The organism is Acidobacteriota bacterium, from assembly GCA_016716435.1.
Lineage (GTDB): Bacteria > Acidobacteriota > Blastocatellia > Pyrinomonadales > Pyrinomonadaceae > OLB17.
In genome coordinates this window covers 483388-503837 of sequence record JADJWI010000008.1, presented here as the reverse complement: position 1 = coordinate 503837, position 20450 = coordinate 483388, and the positions used below count along the sequence as shown (strand labels likewise).

General features: G+C 56.0%; 11 protein-coding genes. All 11 read right to left on the bottom strand.

Annotated features, from left to right (window positions below; all coding sequences use genetic code 11):
• Positions 1 to 7 precede the first annotated feature (7 nt).
• On the bottom strand, positions 8 to 2674 hold the full coding sequence (locus IPM21_14250; protein MBK9165040.1) for a PIG-L family deacetylase: 2667 nt from the start codon (positions 2672 to 2674) through the stop codon (positions 8 to 10).
• 16 nt (positions 2675 to 2690) lie between these two features.
• Entirely contained in the window at positions 2691 to 4382 is a 1692-nt protein-coding gene (locus tag IPM21_14245) for a sodium/solute symporter (protein ID MBK9165039.1), read from the bottom strand.
• 17 nt (positions 4383 to 4399) lie between these two features.
• Positions 4400 to 4549: a hypothetical protein gene (locus IPM21_14240; GenBank protein MBK9165038.1), complete on the bottom strand. Its 150-nt coding sequence runs from the start codon at positions 4547 to 4549 to the stop codon at positions 4400 to 4402.
• A gap of 67 nt (positions 4550 to 4616) precedes the next feature.
• The gene (locus IPM21_14235) at positions 4617 to 7565 is read right to left on the bottom strand and encodes a TonB-dependent receptor (protein ID MBK9165037.1); all 2949 of its coding nucleotides are present in this window, start codon (positions 7563 to 7565) and stop codon (positions 4617 to 4619) included.
• A 168-nt stretch (positions 7566 to 7733) separates the two neighbouring features.
• Positions 7734 to 8933 carry an ROK family transcriptional regulator gene (locus IPM21_14230; GenBank protein ID MBK9165036.1) on the bottom strand — a complete coding sequence of 400 codons (1200 nt, stop codon included), beginning with the start codon at positions 8931 to 8933 and terminating at the stop codon, positions 7734 to 7736.
• A 209-nt stretch (positions 8934 to 9142) separates the two neighbouring features.
• The gene (mutL, locus tag IPM21_14225) at positions 9143 to 11110 is read right to left on the bottom strand and encodes a DNA mismatch repair endonuclease MutL (GenBank protein ID MBK9165035.1); all 1968 of its coding nucleotides are present in this window, start codon (positions 11108 to 11110) and stop codon (positions 9143 to 9145) included.
• Between the two features lie 5 nt (positions 11111 to 11115).
• Complete coding sequence (gene bshC, locus IPM21_14220; GenBank protein MBK9165034.1) at positions 11116 to 12798, bottom strand: bacillithiol biosynthesis cysteine-adding enzyme BshC; 1683 nt, start codon at positions 12796 to 12798, stop codon at positions 11116 to 11118.
• A 100-nt stretch (positions 12799 to 12898) separates the two neighbouring features.
• Entirely contained in the window at positions 12899 to 15052 is a 2154-nt protein-coding gene (locus IPM21_14215; GenBank protein ID MBK9165033.1) for a hypothetical protein, read from the bottom strand.
• A gap of 324 nt (positions 15053 to 15376) precedes the next feature.
• A complete protein-coding gene (locus tag IPM21_14210) occupies positions 15377 to 17848 on the bottom strand; it encodes a hypothetical protein (GenBank protein ID MBK9165032.1) in 2472 nt (823 codons plus the stop codon).
• A gap of 271 nt (positions 17849 to 18119) precedes the next feature.
• Entirely contained in the window at positions 18120 to 19409 is a 1290-nt protein-coding gene (locus IPM21_14205) for a Glu/Leu/Phe/Val dehydrogenase (GenBank protein ID MBK9165031.1), read from the bottom strand.
• 54 nt (positions 19410 to 19463) lie between these two features.
• The gene (gene larE / locus IPM21_14200) at positions 19464 to 20303 is read right to left on the bottom strand and encodes an ATP-dependent sacrificial sulfur transferase LarE (GenBank protein ID MBK9165030.1); all 840 of its coding nucleotides are present in this window, start codon (positions 20301 to 20303) and stop codon (positions 19464 to 19466) included.
• Positions 20304 to 20450 lie beyond the last annotated feature (147 nt).

Sequence of the window (20450 nt, the reverse complement as noted above, 5' to 3'; positions counted from 1 at the left end):
ACAAGCTCTATTTCGGCGCCTTCGGCAGGCTCAAGATGTTTGCGAAAATTCGGTAAGCACCCGGGGTGCCGGCCGGCAACTGCCGGAACCACGAATACGAAGTGTAAAGATAATGGCCCTTGCCGAGCGGAGCGTAAAGCATTGCGCCCTTGTTCGGGTCATCGCCTTCATCCGTCGATTCAAGCAGCGGCGTGTAAGCCGCGTCCCATGTCGAGAAGGAGTAAAGGTTTCGCTCCTGAATCCAATTTGCCCAGTCGCTCTCGCCGATCTTGTTTGGGAAGTTAAAGAGCGGATGCCCCGGCACGAGCACATTGACCTTGGCGTTCTCGTCCGTAGTGCGGACGTTGCCTATCCGCTGGTTTCCGCGCGTGACGCCGGTCATACTTGCCGGGAACGGCTGCATATTATTCTGGATGTACTCCTGCTGCTGGTATTGAACAACCAGAGTGCCGCCGTTCCTGGCAAATTCGAGAAGCCGGCCGTTATTTGCGACGAGGTCCGGACGGACCTGCGAAGCTCGAACGCCGACCATGATTACGTCGTAGGCAGAAAGGTCGCCGGTCGAAAGGTCCTTTTCGCCGAGCATGGCCACGTCAAGCCCGAGCCGGCGGATCGCCTCCGGCACTTTGTCGCCGCTGCCCATTATGTAACCGATCTTGACCTGAGCGATCTCGAGGTCGAGCACATGTGCGGTCACGTTCGCAGCCCTGAACATCCGGTGCGTCTGCATGTGCGGATAGGCAATGGTCTGCATCGACTCATTAAAACGCTTGCCGCCCACTTCGGCGATAGCTCCGACCTTGTAGGAACCAACCGCCGTATTTGCCGGCACGGTCACTTCGAATGTGAACGCCGTCTTATCGCCAAACCTCGGAAGCGTGAACGGGATCGAACTCGGCGCCTTTGCCCAACCGGCCGGAAGGTCAAGAGATGCGTTGCCCGAAAGCTCCCCGGGCGTGTTGTTCGTTACCGTAGTCACGATCCGATGCTTGGTCGCTTGCGGTCTTTTGGAAACGATCAGCAGATCTGAATCAAGCCCGATGGTCGCGGCCGGTACGATCGTCAAGGGACGCCGGAGCTCGCCGCGAATATCGTCTGCAAAGCGGTACTCAACCTCGCGGCGGACGGTTATCTCCTGCCCGCCGATCTCAAGCACGGCCTCGGCGGTAGCGAGTGGCTCGGCAAACGGCATATTCTGCCAGATGCCCGCCGTTGACCAATCGAACGTGAACTTGTCCCGAGGCTTTTCAAGCCAGTATGGCTGGGTCGGTCGAGCATCGGCCGCGGCCGTCAGCTTGAAGAACGATGAGCCCATCGCATTTTCATTTCGCGGCCTGAATCCGGTCGCGGGCGGCTGCTCGGGCTCAGCAATGCTCGCCGCAGCCCAGCCCGCAGGCACGGCGACCGATGTTTTCACAACCTTCACCGGACTGCCGTCATTAGCAAAAACACGAACGCCAACGTTCGTTGAAGCTCCGGGATTGAGCATCTCGGTATCGGCAAGTGCATCCACAACGACACCCGCGGCCATCCGCAGTGCCTCGGCAAACTCTTCTTTCTTATGACGCACAAAAAACTTCGAATCCGGCTGTCGCGTTGACCATTCGGCATCGTATGCCTGCTTGTAGCCGCGTGCGAGGATCGGGACGATCTTTTCCGGGGCCATAGCGTCGTACTCGCGGAGAGCTTCGGCAGCGGTCGCCTGAAGCTCGGCGAGTTTTTGCTTGAAGGTAGCCTCGCTATTGTTCGTAAGTGCGGCTATGCCCGTAATTGAGGTATCGATGCCGTCAAAAACACTCGTCTCGTTCTCGACCTTTGCAGCCTTTGATTCGAGAAGTGTCATCCCCGAGCTTTGCCGTCCGCGAAGCTCGAGCACGCCCATCTCCTGCGACTTGTGCTGGCTCCGGCCCTCCATCGCGATCTCGAAGTAACTGCGGCCGATCAGCGAATCGTAGAGCCCGGTGTTGAGCACAAGCGTTGGCGGATTTGCGGCATCCGGCCTGAAACCCTGACCCTGATAAAGTTTCAGCGGCTGCCAGGGCTCAATGCCCTCGCGCATGTGCTCGGGAAACTGCCTCGGGTCGCCAGCGGCACGAAAGGCCAGCGGCGTTAGATGCCCGGCAAGTTGGTGATGGCCATGGCCGTCGGCCGGCGTTCCCGAAAACCGCGAGATCACGACAAGCGGCTTATAGATGCGGATCGCCCGTACCATGTCCGCAAGGACCTGCTGCTCATTCCAATTGCGTCGAGCCTCTTCGATGGTCTTCGAAAAGCCATAGTCCATCACCCGCGTAAAGTGCTGGTCGCCGCCGTCGAGCCTGCGGGCCTGAAGCAATTCTTCCGTACGGATCACGCCAAGGCCCTCGAACAGTTCCTCCCCGATGACATTCTGTCCGCCTTCGCCGCGGTTGAGCGAAAGATAGGTCCCACGAGCAGCTTCACGCCTTGCGAGATAGGCCATCAGGCCCGAGTCTTCGTCGTCCGGATGAGCGCCGGTGTGCATCGCGCTCTTTGCGTTTTGCAGACGGCGAAGTATCTGGCCGAGCCCCGAGGCGCCCATGTCGTAGATCGGCCGAACCTGGGCCGAAGCGGTTTGCGGCAGCCCGAGCGGAATGGCGGTCAGGACCAGCGCCGCAGTTAGTACAAATGCGACCGAACGAAATGCTCTTTTCATTATTTCTCCGTTGACTTTACGCCGTGGGGACAGCGTCTTCTGCACTGGCCGTGGGCTCGTTCGGTACGGTCAGGCTGATGAGGTAGCCCATAACGACCGTAACGACGCAGCCGACGACATTGAACCAAAGAAACTCGATATTGGTGTAAAGGCTCGCGATCCAAACCGATGCAACGCCCAAGATCAACCCAAAGAAAGCGCCGCGTGCCCTCGCCCGCCTGACGCCGATCGCCAGAACGAAAACGCCAAGCAACGATCCGTAAAAGAACGAGCCGAATTTGTTTACGACCTCGATGAGTGAACCGAGATTTGTCGCGTATGTGGCGACAATGCAGGCAAAAACGCCCCAAACGAATGTCGCAAACCGGCCAAAGCGAACGAAGTGCTTGGTCGTAGCATTCGGATTGAAGTGACGGCGGTAGAAATCGATAGTAGATGCGGTCGCGAGCGCGTTCAGCTCAGATGAGATCGAAGACATCGCGGCAGCAAAGATCGCGGCGATGATCAGCCCGAGGATGCCCATCGGCATATAGGTGACGACAAACGACGGAAAAACGTAATTCACGTCGTTGAATTTGCTGTTCCCGGTCGTCGACTTGACCAGCTCGGCAGCTTCGTTTCGGACGTTGGCAAATTCTTTGTGTGCTTCCTGATAACGCTGCTTCGTCGCGTCGTCCTTATTTTCCGCGTAGGCAAGAGCTGCCTCGGAGCGTGCCGCGTGAACCGAATTGTACCGCTCTTGCAGCGGGGCAAACTGTGCCGTCTGCTCGATCTTCCGGCTCTCGACCGCGTTAAAGATCATCGGCGGAGCGACGAACTGATAGAAGACAAAGACGAAGATGCCGATCAGCAGGATCATGAACTGCATCGGGATCTTCAAGAACGCGCTCATTAGCAGCGATGTTCTGCCCTCGCCGACCGATTTTGCCGTTAGGAATCGCTGAACCTGGCTCTGGTCGCAGCCGAAATATGAAAGAAAAAGGAAAAGTGCGGCAATGGTGCCCGACCAGAATGTGTATTTTTCGGTTAGGTCAAAGCTGAAATCGACGGTCTCAAGTTTGCCCAGAGCACCGGCGATGTGGAGCCCGTCCGTGACCGAGACCGAGCCCGGAAACTGTCCAACGATGACAAATATACAGACGAAAAGGCCAAAGAAGATGAGAACCATCTGCTTGACGTCCGTCCATGTGACGGCCTGAACGCCGCCGAGCATCGTATAGAACGTGGTGGACATTCCGATCAAAAAGATCGTAGCCACTTCGCTCCAACCCAAGACTATCGAAAGCACCACCGAAGGTGCGGCGATGATGACCCCGACCGAAAGCCCGCGGGATAGAAGAAAGCAAAAACTTGTTAGTGAACGGGTCTTGGAGTCAAACCGTTTCTCAAGATACTCGTAAGCTGTAAAGACTCTTGCCCGGTAAAAGAACGGGACGACGGTCACACAGAGGATGATCATCGCCAGCGGCATCCCGTAGTAGAACTGCAGGAATCGCATGCCGTCCGAATAAGCCTGTCCCGTTGTGCCGACGAGCGTAATGGCGGACATCTGCGTCGCCATTACAGAAAGCCCGACCGCCCACCACGGCAGGCTCCGGTTGGCGAGGAAGAACCCCTCGACATCGCCTGTGTTTTTAGAGAGCCGGATGCCGTCCCAAATGACGTAAGCCAAATACGCGACGACCACCAGCCAGTCAAGAAACCTCATTATTGATCTTCAAAGTCTCAGGCGGCGAAATACCTACTGAAAAGCCAAAGAAGCACGATCACAAAAACGGTCGTCACCATAACAGCGACGTAAACCTTGTACCACCAATCGTCCGGTAGTTCTTCCCGGGGCGGTGCGACTGGTGCTGCTTTCTCCTGCTCTTTCATCGGTAGTTTTGTCTGATGTTCCCGGAATGCACCCGCGTTGGATGCATTCCGGAAAGCGAAAGCCAAACTAGAAGATGAACTTGAAGCCGATCTGCCCTTGCCTTGAGTCCAAGGACGATGTCGGGCGATTGTCAATGGTCGGAAGAGCCGCGGTCGGAACTCCCGTAGCATCCGTCGCTACTGTTCGGTTGTTTAGCTGAAAGATGCTGTTCACGTTGAACAGGTTGGAGATCTCGGCAAAGATCTCCATCTTGAACCGTTCAGTAAAGTTGATATACCGCGAATACTTAAAGTCCACATTATACTGGGCGGGCGTCGTAAACGCGTTGCGGCTGACTCCGACCGGATTGTCCGAGCCGGTGAATCCATCACGGTTGATATCGGTAGTTGCTACCACGTCATAGCGTTCACCGCTATTTGCCGTCGCGATAATGCCGAACTGGTTATTGTTGACAATATAGCGGAGTGCCTTGTTCTCAAAGTTGAACTGCGGCCGGCCCACGAAGCTCATCACGAATGTATGCCGCTGGTCTGCCAACGACGGCCCAAAATCACGGCGTGCATCGGTCGGGTCCTGGCGGACCGTGGATGTTGCCGCAACAAGGTTCTGCTCCGGAGCATCATCCTCCGACTTCGATAGCGTATAGTTCACGCTGAACTGATATCCTTTCGAGAACCGCTTGTTCAACTGCAAGGTCAACGCATTGTAGGACGAATTTCCGACCGACTCTGCCATCAGGATGTTGTTGAACCGCGGATCAAGGCGTGTCGCAGCGCTGACCGTATTGCTGAAGATCGGCCTTCCGTCCGCAAGCGTACCAACCGGGTTTATGCGGTTAATGTTTCGGTACACCGGTATATGCCGTCCAACCGAACGGATGAATCCCGCCGTCACCGAAATATCGTCGGTCAGGCCCTGTTCGACCTGCGCGTTCATATGTATCGCGTACATGTTCTCAAAGTCCGGAGCAAGCGTTTCAATACTCTGGACCGGAAGCGCAGCCCCCGGAGGCAGTGAACCTAGCGTGTTCGGATAGTCAGGTGCTCCAGCGGCAGTCGGAGCGAATGAGAAGTTGAAAAACGACGGCGACCCGTTGTTAAGGAGTGCTCGCTGGTAAAAATCCAGATAGACCGTGTCGTAGTAAATTCCGGCACTCGCCCTAATTACGGTAGGACGGTTGCCCTCGCGGAGAGCGTATACGACTCCCAACCTCGGTGCAAAATTGTTCTTATCAACCTTGAATTTCTGCGAGGCGGAGAACGGTGAACTGGCGTTCGCTTCAGGAATATTGTAGAGGTCGTAGCGAAGCCCGTAATTGAGTTTGAGTCTGGGCGTTATCTTCCAATCGTCCTGAGCAAAGAAGTTATAGAACGTAGATTCGTACGTGATTCCCGGCTCACCAAATGCCTCAATAAACGTCGTATAGCATCGGAGCACGCCGTTCGGACAATTTGCACCGGTCTGCAAAATGCCGGTTTGTGCCGACAAGAAGTTCGGCAAGTTCGCAAACGTGTAGCGTGCGAATTGATTTGACCGTCGCTCGTCTTCGATCCGGTTGAATCCACCGCCGAACTTCATTACATGATCGCCGCGGGTCCATGTGAGGTTGTTCTGAACCTGCGTGGTCACCTGAAGCGGGGCGATAGTGTCATCATTCTCAGGTGCACCAAGGTTGGCGACCCCTGAAATAGCGATACTGATCCCCGTAGCCGAAAACGCGTTAGCTACGTTACGGGAATCGCGTTTTGCATACTGGAAGCGAAACTCATTGATAATTTCACTGTTCACGATCGACGCAAGCTGCGTCCCGAGTGAGTATGACTTATCGTTAAAATCAATGCTTCGCTGAAGAGTGTTGAGATCGCCGCCAATGTTGTTCGGCGAGAGGTTCTTGAAATAATTGTACCTGACCGATAGCCGGTTTGAATCGTTCAACTGTGCGTCCGTGCGAAAGATAAAGAAATTCACCTTCTGCGACGCTGGGATAGCGCTTGGAAAGATATCTGCCGGAAATCCAACCGCTATCAAGGCCGCCTTGTTAGCTTCCGAAATCGTCAAAGTTCTTTGGCTGGCGAGGTCGCGCTCGACCCACTCGTAGCCGCCGTAAAAGTGCCAACGATCTTTTATTATCGGGCCGCCAACGGCTCCCGTGAAATTGTCGACCTTTGTTTCCGGCTTTGTATCGGAAGGCGAAAGGCCAAATGATCGCGACGACATCGAGGTCCGCCTAAAACGATAGGTCGCCGACCCGTGAATACTGTTGGTACCCGACGGCGTAACCGCGTTCATGATAAGGCCGGGCGTGTTGCCAAATTCAGCAGAGAAACCGTTCGTAACCAACTGAACTTCGCTGACAAATGTGTCAGAGATAGGCATTAGACGGATGCCGGCACGGTCGGCTTGCGTATTGTTGTTACCGTCAAGCTGATAATTGGTCCGCCGGGCGTAGCCATTTGCGTTGATACGCGGAACGCCAAACTCGTTATTCGTACGGCCCGTTACGTTCGCTTGCAACAACGCATAGTTGTAAGGATTTCTGGAAATGAGCGGCAGGCCCTGGACCTCGCGATTGTTCATTACGCGTCCAACGTCGATCTTGCCCGGATCGGCGATCGGGGCGTCAGATGTGATCGTCACGGTCTCCTCAAGGCCGCCGGCCTCGAGCTGTGCATTGACCGTTGCCGTCGAGCCGGTCGTCAGCGTAATGCCCTCGCGGACAAGCCGCCGAAAACCCGAGCCTTCGATCGTTACCCGATAGACACCCAAGGGCAAAAGCGGAAGGCGATAGCTGCCGTTCGACTCGGTCGTAACCGTTCTTTCCGCACCGGTCCCGAGGTTGCGGGCCGTAACGGTCGCACTCGGAACAGATGCACCGTTCGGGTCCGTCACAACGCCCTCGATCTGACCATTAATAGCCTGGGACTGGCCATTTGCGTTAAATACACCAAAGACGGACACAACAGCAACTAAGGCCATCGCGACCACCGATCTTTTAAAAAACCAAGCTTGACGCATATTTCTCTCTCTCCTTTGCTACGAAATTTCCAGAAATCCGTGTTTTTGAAACCGTTTCCGGCCGCTAACCGTTCGGGAGACGTGTGAGCGAAAAACCAATAGTTTGTCGGAGTTACCAACAAAGATGTAATACAGATACGATAACCTTGTCAAGAATCGTTGTTCGGCCTAGTTGACCGAACCAAATTTCCTTGCCAAAACCAGCCCGATCGCCCCGAGCAACGTCGGCGCATCGCCGAGCGAAGACGGAATCAGTTCCGTCGGCGGAAGTCCGGCGAGGACGCTCCTTTCCGAAACCCTGTACAATTGATCAGCAAACACATCCCACGCCTTAGTTATCTTTCCGCTGACAACGACGACCTGCGGGCTGAGGCCCACGATCAGATTCGAGATCCCGTTGCCGAGGTAATGGGCCGTTTCTTTCAATGCCTCGACCGCGTGCTTTTCACCATCGACGGCGAGTTGGACCAGATCGGCGACATTCATCTCGTTTTGTTTCAGGTCACCGTTTCTCAATCGATCTTTGTACCTAGCGATAAATGCTTTTTCAGAAGCATAGGCCTCCCAGCACTCGCGGCTGCCGCAAGAACACTCCACCGGAGCGTTATCGCCCGCGATCATGTGGCCAAACTCGCCGCCCGCACCTTTCTCGCCGCGATAGACCTGGCCGTCAAAAATTATGCCGGTGCCGATTCCCTCACCGACCAGGACCATAACGAAAGTGTCAGATTTCTTAATACGTTCGTCGCCGAACCAAAGTTCAGCTAGAGCGGTCGCGTTTGCGTCGTTCTCAACCGTAACCGTTGATCCGGTCGCGTCGGCAAGCCGCGTGCAGATGTCCCAATCTCGCCAATCAAAATACGGAATGTGAAAGATCTTGCCGTTCTCCTGATCGACCAGGCCCGGAACGCTCATCCCGATCTCGACCCCTTGGGCTCCCGTTTCCTCGATCATCGTCTTGGTCCGCCGGATGATCTGGTCGGTCATGAAGTCAACGTCGGGCGAAGTTGAAAATGTTTCCTTTGCGAGCAGTGTTCCTGCGAGGTCTGCAACTGCAAAGGTCGTCGTCCGCGGCGTAACGTCGATGGCGATCGCCGTCGGGTCGCCCTTCTTAAGCTCAAAAAGTTCCGGTTTGCGTCCGCCGGTCGAAACGCCGACGCCGATACCGACGATCAGGCCGGTCTCGAGCAGCTCATCGACGATAACGGAAACGGTCGAGCGATGAAGCTTTGTCTCTCTCGCGATCTCGGCCCGCGAGATCGGAGCCCGGTCGCGAACGTAATTCAAGACAATGCGTTTATTGATGTCGCGGATAGTCGTCGGCCGCGCTATCTGGGAACTCGCTCTTTGTAGATTTATTCGCTTCATCGCTTCTTCTAGCTACGCCGGAATGCTCTATGCTTAGCTCGATAACGAACGGCTATGTGACTTTGTCGGGAGACTCAACAAACCCAACAATATACTCGAATTATGCAAATTTGCAAACCGAAAATTAACCTTTTGGAAATAAATAGAAGCGAAACTGGCAAATATATGCTAGCAAACTTAACTTCCGATGCAATTTCTTGCTTTCGGAGTTAAGTTCTGTGAAAGCCGCGTTCGATGTCTCTCATCGTCAGTCGAAGGATCACGGGACGCCCGTGCGGGCAGGTCGTAGGCGAGGAAGTGACAAGCAGACGATCGATCAGCCAGGCCATCTTTTCTTGAGTAAGCGGCATGTTTATCTTGATCGCGGCCTTGCAGGCGAGGCTCGCAGCGATGTCGTCGCGGATAGAACTTTCGGCCCCGGAACGCCCGCGTCCCTCAAAGCTGGCGAGGAGTTCCTTGAGCAGCATTCTTCCCTCGGCCGGCGGAAGATCGGCGGGCACGGCCTTGATCGCGATCGTTCGGCCGGAAAGCCGCATTACGTCAAAACCAAGAGCCGAAAGGGTCTCAGCGACGGACTCGAAAACCTCAGCCTCCGCCGGCGTCAGATCAAGCGTCTCCGGAATAAGCAGGTTCTGCGACTCGAGCGGCTTGCCGTACTCGGCCCGTCGAAAGCGGTCAAAGAGGATCCGCTCATGGGCGACGTGTTGATCTATCAGCAAAAGCCCCTCTTCATCCACCGCTATGATAAAGCTCTCATGGAGCTGGCCGACCGGGCGGATCGAACGCGACGGTATCTCGGCAACCTCGGCCGTCTTCGCTATCTTCGCCGCCGAATCGACAGGCGGCAGAACTGGGTAAACACTCGCTTCGCTCTGAGCGATACTCTCGTCGACAGAAACAACCGACGCCCCTGGCATTTCCATCGCTCGAGCTTCGGCCTCAAGCTCAAAGTCCATCGAGTCAAACGAACTAACATCATTGGGAGAAAACAAACCCGGCGATTCTGCGATGTCGCCGGCCGTTTGTTCCGACCTCGCCGGGAGCTGCTCGGTGATCGCTGCAACACTCGGTTCCCTTTCTTCTTCGCCCGTTGTCTCGACAAAAGACGGAGCAGCTACCGCATCGTCGTACCTCGCTTCCCACGCTTGCGTGCTCTCGCGATCTCCAACCCCGGCGGAATCAATTCCCGCCTTCGCGAGCGACTCGCGAACGGCTTCGGCAATGACGTCCTTCACAGCATCACGGCGGCGAAAGCGAACCTCCGTTTTGGCCGGGTGAACATTTACGTCGACCTCTTCGACCGGAATATCAAGGAAAAGAAACGCGACCGGATAATAGCCGTGCGGCAGAACCGACCGATAGCCCTCTCGAATCCCCTCGGCGATCGCCTTATCGCGGACAAACCTCCGATTGACGAAATAAAACTGCGAGTCGCGATTCGTTCTGCGCTCTCGCGGAGCGGAGACAAATCCCGATAGAGTCGCAACAAACTCTCGGCCGCCGCTTACCGGCAAAAGGCTCTCAAGCAGGCCGCCGCCAAATAGCTGAAACGCCCGCTCGCGAAGGTCCTTTGCCGGCGAAACATTGATGACAGACCGCCCGTTGTTGTTCAGTGCGAATGCAATGTGCGGATAGGCGAGGGCGTAATGCTGAATGATGGAAGTCAGATGGTAGTTCTCGGTCGCCTCGGACCGCATAAACTTTCGCCTTGCCGGCGTATTGAAGAAAAGGTCGCGGACCGAAACGGTCGTCCCGGTCGCCCGCGGAGCGTCGCTGACATCGGTCAACCTGCCGCCTTCGATCTCAACCCGTGTCGCCGCTGAATCCTCTTCGACCTTGGTCACAAGCTCGATCCGGGCGACCGACGCGATAGATGCAAGTGCCTCGCCGCGAAAGCCGAGCGTCCCGATGCGACCGAGGTCATCTAGGTCGCGGATCTTCGACGTCGCGTGCCTTTCAAATGCGAGCACGGCGTCGTCTCGGCCCATTCCATGCCCATCGTCGGCGATCCGCATCAGCCGCCGACCGCCGAGCTCGACATCGATCGTGATCCGGCCGGATCCCGCATCAAGCGCGTTTTCAAGCAGCTCCTTAATGACGGACGCCGGCCGCTCCACCACCTCGCCGGCGGCGATCTGGTTGGCAAGGTTATCGGGCAGTATGCGGATCTTGTTCATCCGGGCTAAAGATAAAGTACGCGGTGATCTTTGTTGTCGAGGTCGATGCCGTCGTAGAGCCAGTCAATGAACTCAGGCCCGTAACGGTTCACAAAATGCAAAACGTTAAGGCTCCGTTCCTGAAGATGGCCGTGCGGCATCGTCGAAGAAAAAAGCGATTCGACCCGCCGCCGGATCTCCTGATCCTTATTGAATTGGGCCGCCCGAAACTTATCCCTGAGCGCCGAGATGTGATAGATCATCTTTCGCCGCCGGGTCGCAAGATTTTCGGAGAGCGTCGGGTCGATCTCGACAAACTTTTGATCAAGCCGATTTAGCTCGATGTTGATCCTCTCTTCAACATCAGCGATCAGTGCCGAGGTTCCGGTGTTCAAGTGCCGGTCAACAAGTTCAGGGATCAACGCGTTCAGACCGGAAAAGAGATGCTCGAAGCCGATCCCGAATTTTTCCATCGTCCGTCCGAATCGGCGGTCGATGAGGCTGAAGCTCTGCCGGTGGAGTATCGGCGTCGGCGGCCGATCGAGTATCCGATAGACCTCGCTGCTCTGTGCAAAATAGGCGATCTCAGCGGCACCGCCGAAATAGCAGACCGTTGGAAGCAGATGGTCCTGAACTACCGAACGCAAAACGACGCTCGGGCTAAATCGCGAAGGGTCGCGTTCGGCCGTTTCGGCAAGTTCATCGAGCGTAAATTCGCGTGCACCGTCTTTCGTGTGAAAGGTCCCGTTCTCGCTCTTCTTGAGCGCATTGCGGGTGCCGTCGCGTGCCTGCCAGAAAAGCGGAAAATAATCGTCGCCTACAAACACCTGGGCCGCGTATCCTTCAGCCGTCAGCTCCTCGCTCCTCGCCTGAAGTGCCCGAACGATCTCGTCCGAATGCCGGATCGCATTTACATAGATCGGTGAAGCAAGCGTCTTTAGCCGCGAATCGAGAGGGCAGAGAATGATCAGGCCATACTTGCCGATAAAGGCATTGAGAAGCCTTGCAAAAGCATCGCCGTAGTAGGTCTGCGGTATCCAGATATCATCGAGCAGGCCGCGAAGCTCGTCGGTATGCTCCGTCATCGGGAGCGCGTCAAAAAGCCCGGCAAGAGTTCGCCGAATACTGTCGTCGAGCTTCACATAACCGACCGGCAGGTCGTCGTGGCATCGCTTCGGCTCGTTCTTCACTTCGGTCAGCCGGTTCTCTCGGTCGAGCACGAACGTCCGCGAGACCTCGTCGAAATCATGGTCCTCGGTCGCAGCCCAAAAGACAGGAACCGCCTTTACGCCCTGCCGGCGAAGGTCATCAGCGGTCTTCACGGCAGAGAGGGCCTTATAGATGGTGTAAAGCGGGCCGGTCAGAAGCCCGGCTTGCTGCCCGGAAACGACTGCGACCGAGTCGCTCTCACGAAGCATCGCAATGTTCTGGAGCGTCCGCTCGGACGCACCGAACTTGCGGTTCATTTCTTCGAGTGCATCGCAGAGCTCGCCGCGGTCCGCCGAGTAGCGCGAAAGCACGTCCGGTATTCGCTCGATGACCTCTTTGTGTGAGCCGACGACTCCGGGATAGAACCTCTTCAACGAGGCCGGGTCGGCTTGGTAATCGATGAAGAGTTTTGATTGTCCGGGTATATCGGCGAAGGGAATGTCGAGCGTTGCGGAAAACGGAGATCTACTCGGCTCGGGACAGGCGGATTCTTGCTGCACGAAAATAATTTCTCCTTTCGAAAATTATAAGTTTCCGCAAGCGAAAACAAAAGGAGGCGTCCCATTGGAACGCCTCGCCTTCATTAGCTAAAACGGTCGATCACTGATTCGTGCCTGCAGCCGTTGCCGTCTTGCTGCCGCTTTTTTCCGCCGCAGTGTCTTGCAGACGGTCTATCCGGTAAATGCCCGAAGAGTGCGATGCGGCATAGATCCGGTTCGGGTCGGCCGGGTCGAAAGCCATTGCCCAAACGCGACGGCTGGGGACGACCATATCCTTCGAATCGATCCGCGTCCACTGCTGGCCCGCGTCGTTCGAGTAATAAAGCCCACCGCCGATCTCATGTGCACTGCCGAGAAATATCTCGTCGGTGTTGTCGGGGTTGATCAGGATCGCTGTGTACTTACCGAGCGGAAGGTTGCCGCCGCGACGTATCCACGAACGGCCGCCATCGCGGCTGAGGTAGAACGTTTGGGTCGTGCCGGCGTATATGAAATTCGGCCGTTTCGGATCCGAAGCAAGCGAGACGACCGGAATGCCGGCCGGCGTCGCATCGACCTTTTCCCAGGTCTTGCCATCATCGCGGGTGACCAGCACACCCGAGGTTGCCGTTCCTACCCAAATGGTTCCGGGAACAAGCGGCGAAGCGTGGACAGCGAAGATATTGGCATTGACGCCCTCGCCAAGCTCGAGCTTTTCCCAACCCTTGGTGATGTCGTAGGTTCGGTATAGCCCCTTGTCCGTTCCGGCGATGATGCCGTTCTTATCGTCTTCGGTCGGTATCAGCACGCGAACGCTATCTTCAAGGGCAGGTATCACCTTCTGTTCGGCAGCCGCCTTCGCTGCTGCGGCCGCGGCCGCCCTGCGTTGTGCGGCGGTCATCCGGCGTGTCGACCGTACTGGAGCCTTCTTGGGCGGCGTTATTAGCGTCCACGATTCGCCCCGGTCGAGCGAACGGAAAATACCGCGATTCGTACCAAGCAAAAGACGCGTCGGGTCTACACGATCCTGCATAACGGCAAACGCTGCGACCTGGTCGAGGCCGGGCCCGCGTGCCGCATTCCACGTTTGTCCGCCATCCTTGCTGTAAAACAGATTGCCGCCGCTGGTTGACGTATTGTGGGTCGTCGCATAAAGCCGGCCGGGCACGCCGACATCCGGCGTGACGGTATAGGCAAAGCGGCTGGTAAAACTCTGGTTCGTTTGCTCAAACGTTCGGCCGCCATCGTTCGAGATCATCACGCCGTTGCTGTTCGTCCCGATAAAAACGCGGTCCGGTGCATCCGGGTGAACGGCGATCGAATTGACCTCAAGGTTCCGTGCGGTCGTCATTCGCCAGGTCTTGCCGCCATCGACCGACATCCAGAAACCCTCGGTGGTTCCGGCGTAAACCGTTCCCTGCCGCGAAGGATGCTGAAGAATGTCGCGGGTCCGCCGCGAGGTCGAGGGAATGCCCTGGATCTTTCGCCATTTTTCGCCGCCATTGAGCGATTCGTAAATGCCGCTGCAGGCTGAGGCGACGATGTGGTCGCGATTTCGTTCGTTAATGTTAATGGCAAAAACGTCCGAGTCGTCGATCATTCCGTCCTTGATCAGCCGCCAGTTCTTGCCGTTGTCGGTCGATTTATATGCTCGCCACCACGTGCCGGCGTAAATGGTTCCGGTGCTGCGAGGGTCGATGGCAAGCGAATTAACATTGATCGGCATCGACTCCGAAGAGATCTTCTCCCAGCTATCACCCGAATCGCTCGAGACAAAAACGCCGTTCGTGGAACCGACAAAAATATAGTTCGGGTCGCTCTCGGCCTGGGTCATTGCATGGATCGCCTCGTCCTTGAGCTCCTTTGCCTCTCGCCAGGTCTTGCCGCCATCTTTCGATTTAAAGAATCCGCCGGCACCCTTGTGGCGATGGCCCGAGGCGTAGATCACATTCGAATCGCGGCGGTCAACGAAGAGGTCATCGATGGTCAACTGCGGCTGCTCTAGATTTACCAAAAGACGCCACGTGCGTCCCGCGTCGGCCGAGGTGTGGATCTGCCCGTCAAGCGTACTTATATATATCCGGTCCTTGTTGTTGGGGTCGATCGCCAACGAACGAACGTCGCCGCCATCGGGACCGATGACGGTCCAGGCGGTCATTCCCTTCTTGTCGGTATAGACATCGCCGCCCGAGCCGAGAGCGATCTGGCTGAGTAGGAGCGAGGCCAATACCGAAAAATGCAGAACAGAGCCGATAATTCCTTTCGATTTTCTCATCATTGATTCTCGATATGTGTTCAAAAACTATAAAGGGTGAGTGCGGTCGATGGTTAAGATGAAAGAGCCGGCCAATTAGTTCGTAGCAACCTGTCGCATGCCCGCCTTTTCGCCCTACCATCAGAGATACTCTTTACATACTAGGAAATTCCCGTTGCTAAAGCAACACTTTAAGTTTCGCACTTCGCAGCCGGCGGCCTTATCCACGATGGCCCCGTGATCGAACTCGCCAAAAAGCGGAGGAAAGAAAGAAAAAGCGGGGCCTCAATTTGAGGCCCCGCTTTGATGTTCATCTGCCGCGAGGGCAGGTGAAGCTTTTTCCAATTACGGATTCGGGTTGTCAGCACCAGGCGGTACGCGATAGAGCTTGGTGCTTATTCCTGCACCGAGGTCTCCGCCGCGAACCATCGTGATCCTGCTGCGATCGAACCGACGGAACGTGATGTGGTTGTTGATCAACCGTTCACGAGCCGCGATCTCACGATCGGTTCCGTAGTTGATGATATAGCCCTGGTTGGTCGGGTTATTCTGCATTTCGATGAAGTAGGCGTCGAGACGTGCTCTAACATCATCGTTCTGCAGTTTGCCGAACTCATCCACGAGGACCGGTTCAGGCTGCGTATCAACGATACCGCTGTCCGAAGCATCTGCCGGGCAGTTGCATGTCGGATCGAGTCCGCCAAGCGTTACACGAGCCGTGATGGTTCTGCCCGCATCTGCCGTCGATGTACGAACGCGGATGCTCGGGGTTCCCTGACCGCTTTCGATGGTGCCGCCGCCGTTGATGTTCCAGTTGTAGGTAACATCCGGGCCGCCGCTTACGTTTGCGGTAAAGGTCATCACTTCACCCGGCTTAATGACACCGGCCGGTCCGCTGACGGACAAGGTCGGGCATTCGCAGGTGATGCAGTTCGGGCAAGGCTCAACGGTGACCGTGCGGGTCTGCGTCTGTCCGCAGAATCCACAGCCATCGTCAACACCGGCCGTTATCGTGTAGGTTCCCGGAGCAACACCGCTGAGGTCCCACTGCACATTAGCGCCGGAGCCGACGATACGGCCGCCGCTAACTGTGTAGTTGTAAACCAGCGGGTCATTCTCAGGATCGACCGCCGTCGTGGTGATGTTGATCGTTGTGTTGTCGTTGCAGCTCAGGCCTTCGGCCGGACGACCTGCTTCGCAAGGAAGCGTGATCGTGCTGTCGCTAACTTCGATCGCCGTCACATTTGCCGGCTGATTGACGATATCGCCCAACCGCGAGTTGCGGCGGCCAATGAACGTCTGGACGATAAATCCATGCGGATCCTGCGAAAGCTGGAAGCCCGGCGGTACACCCGTAAACGATCGGTTGATCGTCTGCGGAACGCAGATCGGGCCGTTTCCAACGCCGTCGGTCGGTACCTGCGTAACAGCCGTACACGGAACGAACACGCTATTGGTGAACGTTTCGTCATCAAAGATGCCGTCATCCTGCTGATTGACGTTGTACCGATAAGCGAAGCCCATTCCGAACCAACGTGTCGGGAAGACGCGGAATCCGGCGATGAAGTCCATCGGATGATGTTCGAATGCGTTCGGAGTGCGTCCGCCAACATATCGAAGAGCACGGAACTCGAGGATCGGCTGGAAGTACTTATTGACCGGAAAGTCAACACCAACAGCCGTCAGGAGTTCATCAGGACGATCGAGCATCGTAAATTCGCCGCCCGGAAATTCGCCCTTAACATCGGCGTTCCAGTGGTACCCGACGTTGGCCGAGAAGTTGACCCACTTGGCAAGCCGTGCATCTGCGAACATACCGATGATGACGTCACCGCGTGTAAGTTTGGCTCCCGGGCCAGCTCCACGCTGCATCTGGTTAAAGCCGCCGACGTCACCCGCCGAATCAGCGTTCCAGCGATAGCCCGCGTTGATACCAAATCCGATCGGATTATTCACGTTGGTCCAACGCCATTTACCGCCAACCGTATAGGTGCTGAACGATGACGTTCCCCACGTACGGTTGATGAACGGTGCATCAGGTAGGTAGGACGGTGCCGTCGTAAAGACGGTCGGTGCCGAACCTGCCGGAGCTCCCGTCGGACCTTGAAGTGCTATCGTCTGAAGCACAACTCCCGGTAGGATGCTGCCATAGACCGAGCCAACGCCCGGGAATAGGTCAGCACCGCCGCTGCTGGCACGTGGCGGGCCAAGCTGAGCGTTCGTTAATGCCGGGAAACCAAAGAGCGGCCCCGAATAGAACGGCGGCTGGAGTCCAAAGGTGCCTGCGCTGCCAATGTACGGGAACAGGGCATAAGGTGCCGTTCCCGCCGGGCGATAGACCGCTCGATTAGAGAACGGTCCCGCTGCCGGCCCCTGAGGGGCAAGGACAATCGCCGCCGGACTAATTCCGCCGATCCGTGAGTTCGGAAGATAGAAACTCGAGAGGTTTCTCGGCGAGTTGACCTTCACTCCGCGAAAAGCGTCAGTGTTAAAATAAAGTTCAAAGTAGTTGGTCACACCTACCTGGAAACTGACAGGGACTTCAGTGAAGTCAGCATTGCCGGGATCCCGGTCAAAATTGCTGTAAGCAGCGCTGAAGGTGAATTCCCCTTTCCTTAGGGTTTGACCGTCCAAGACCGTAAAAAGGCCCGTGCCGCCGCCCATGGGGCCGCCCGTGCCAACGGTCGGAGCTGTATTTCTGGGATCTTTCTCCGAACGCTTGCTGTTGTCAGTAGTAGTCGTCTGGGCTATGCCCGCGACCACGAAAGTAAACAGAGCCAGCGTCAAGAAGACCACTCTATAACCGAGTTTCATCATATTCCTCCGCCGAAAAAATGGATCAATTTCAATTGCTATCAATTAAAAACAGTGCTGCACTCCTTTAGAGCAGCAAACGTGGCCTGTGTCTCCGGAAACTCCGTTTTGCAACGGTTTTCCCCGAAAAGTACAAAGGCCTTCAAAACTGAACTCTTAGCATGACCGGCAACTAGACCGCTGTAAATACACTAATCGCCAGACTTACTTCACTTAGACGATAGTACAACTCAAACCGAAAATCAAGTGTTTTTAACAAATTAAAAGCTTTCGGCTATGCGTAGATACCTCGCATTCTTGTGTGATACGCCACACGGTCGATCGCGAGCATATAAGCGGCGGTCCGTGTATCGACCTCATGCTTGTCGGCATAATGAGCAAGTTCATTAAAACTCGCGACCATTTTTTCCTCAAGCCGCTGGTTCACCTGCTCCTCTGACCAGAAGTAACCCATGCGGTCCTGAACCCACTCAAAATACGAAACTGTGACGCCCCCGGCATTGGCCAGTATGTCCGGAATTACAAATATCCCCTTGTCGTGCAATATCTTATCGGCACGCGGTGTGGTCGGCCCGTTCGCACCTTCGGCAAGTATCTTGCACTTTATGCGGTCGGCATTCTCGGAGGTGATCTGGTTCTCGGTCGCACACGGGGCCAGGACGTCGCACTCAAGCTCAAGTAGGTCCTTGTTCGAGACCACGTCGCAGTCCGGATAGCCTTCGAGCGACTTATTCTTTTGCAGATACTCCAATACGTGCGGGATGTTAAGCCCCTTCGGGTTATATATTCCATTGAAGACGTCCGAGATGGCCGTAACCTTATAACCCTGTTTGTACATCAGCTCTGCTCCGATGCCGCCGACGTTTCCGGCTCCCTGCACGACCACAGAGGTATTCTCCGGCGTCAGTGCAAATCGCTTGATCGCCTCATTTACGCTGATCAGAACTCCCCGGCCCGTCGCCTCCCGCCGGCCGAGCGAACCGCCGAGAGCAACCGGCTTGCCGGTAACGACCGCAGTGACGGTATTGCCGGCGTGCATCGAGTACGTGTCCATTATCCACGCCATCGTCTGCTCGTTGGTGTTCATATCCGGAGCAGGCACGTCCTTGTCCGGGCCGATAAAGTTGATCAATTCCGCAGTGTAACGGCGAGTTAGCCGCTCAAGTTCGCTGAGCGACATTTGCTGCGGGTTACAAATAATGCCGCCCTTGCCGCCGCCGAATGGGACATTGACGACCGCGCATTTCCACGTCATCCATGCCGCCAGGGCCTTTACCTCATCAAGCGAAACGTCCGGGGCGTAGCGGATACCGCCTTTTGCCGGCCCGCGGGCAAAGTTGTGCTGAACGCGAAAGCCCTCAAATACCTGTATATGCCCGGTGTCCATTTTGACCGGGATATATACCTTTATCTCTCGGCTCGGAACGCGCATCACCGCGTAAAGGTCCGGGTCGAGGCCAAGAAGCTGTGCAGCCCTGTCAAACCGTTCGCTCATCGCCTCGAACGGGTTCTTTTCGTCGCTGCCCTTAAACCGCCGCATTTCATCGGCCATGGGGTTTGCCATTTTTGATCGATTCTCCACAATATTCTGCGGCTGCTAGCCGCTATTTATAATGTCCTACTTCTCTACGGGGTTCATCGAGCCCGATCGGTATCCTTCAAGGTCAAGTGTAATGTACATGAATCCAAGCGGCCTCATCTCACCCGCCAATCGCTCGAGCACCGCGGGAACCAGCAGTCGCTCAAACTCATCTTTCGCGACCTCAATACGCGCCAGGTCGCCATGTACACGAAGCCGAAACTCGCGGAATCCGTGCTGGCGAATGATCTCTTCGCCGCGCTCGACCGCCGAGAGCCTACCGATCGAGACCGGCGTCCCAGGTGCGATCCGCGAAGCTAGGCACGGGCTCGCCGGAAGTTCGGCGGTCTCAAGCCCATGCAGCCGGCTCAGTTCCCTGATCTCCGCTTTACTGAACCCGAGGTCCGCAAGCGGGCTGCGGACGTTCTTCAACTCCGCCGCCCTTCGCCCGGGCCTGTGGTCGCCAAGGTCATCGGCGTTCGTCCCGTCGAGAACAACGGCCGTTGCGTCTTTCGCGACCTCGGCTAAAACGCCGTAGAGTTCGTCCTTACAAAAAAAGCACCGGTCACCGGCATTCGCCAAGTACCGCTCGCTTTCGATCTCGTGCGTCTCAACCGTTCGCCAACGCAATCCGTGCCGAAGGGCAAAGCCTTCCGCCTGCTCACGCTGGTGAGCTGAAACGCTCGGCGAGATTCCCGTTACCGCGACCGCCGAATCGCCCAACTCATCATTCGCGACCCAGGCCAGATATGAACTATCAACGCCGCCAGAGTACGCGACCAACACCGAACCGAAACTACGCATCAAAGATCTTAATTCCTGCTCTTTTCCGGCTTTGGCCGGCAGTATGCCGCGGGCGATCTTTCGTTCGGTGTCCATTGATCTCTACGCTAAACGCTTTGTATCTCCATTGATACAAAGCCAAAATCTTAACGTAGCAAAATGTGCTTAGCAACCGAGTGATGTCGAAATAGTGAACGTGCGGCAAAAGGCGAAAAATTTAACTTTTATCGGGCCTGCGTGATA

Coding starts and splice junctions, on each gene's coding strand:
- IPM21_14250 (MBK9165040.1), bottom strand. CDS start 2,674: ATGAAAAGAGCATTTCGTTCGGTCGCATTTGTACTAACTGCGGCGCTG.
- IPM21_14245 (MBK9165039.1), bottom strand. CDS start 4,382: ATGAGGTTTCTTGACTGGCTGGTGGTCGTCGCGTATTTGGCTTACGTC.
- IPM21_14240 (MBK9165038.1), bottom strand. CDS start 4,549: ATGAAAGAGCAGGAGAAAGCAGCACCAGTCGCACCGCCCCGGGAAGAA.
- IPM21_14235 (MBK9165037.1), bottom strand. CDS start 7,565: ATGCGTCAAGCTTGGTTTTTTAAAAGATCGGTGGTCGCGATGGCCTTA.
- IPM21_14230 (MBK9165036.1), bottom strand. CDS start 8,933: ATGAAGCGAATAAATCTACAAAGAGCGAGTTCCCAGATAGCGCGGCCG.
- mutL (MBK9165035.1), bottom strand. CDS start 11,110: ATGAACAAGATCCGCATACTGCCCGATAACCTTGCCAACCAGATCGCC.
- IPM21_14215 (MBK9165033.1), bottom strand. CDS start 15,052: ATGAGAAAATCGAAAGGAATTATCGGCTCTGTTCTGCATTTTTCGGTA.
- IPM21_14210 (MBK9165032.1), bottom strand. CDS start 17,848: ATGATGAAACTCGGTTATAGAGTGGTCTTCTTGACGCTGGCTCTGTTT.
- IPM21_14205 (MBK9165031.1), bottom strand. CDS start 19,409: ATGGCAAACCCCATGGCCGATGAAATGCGGCGGTTTAAGGGCAGCGAC.
- larE (MBK9165030.1), bottom strand. CDS start 20,303: ATGGACACCGAACGAAAGATCGCCCGCGGCATACTGCCGGCCAAAGCC.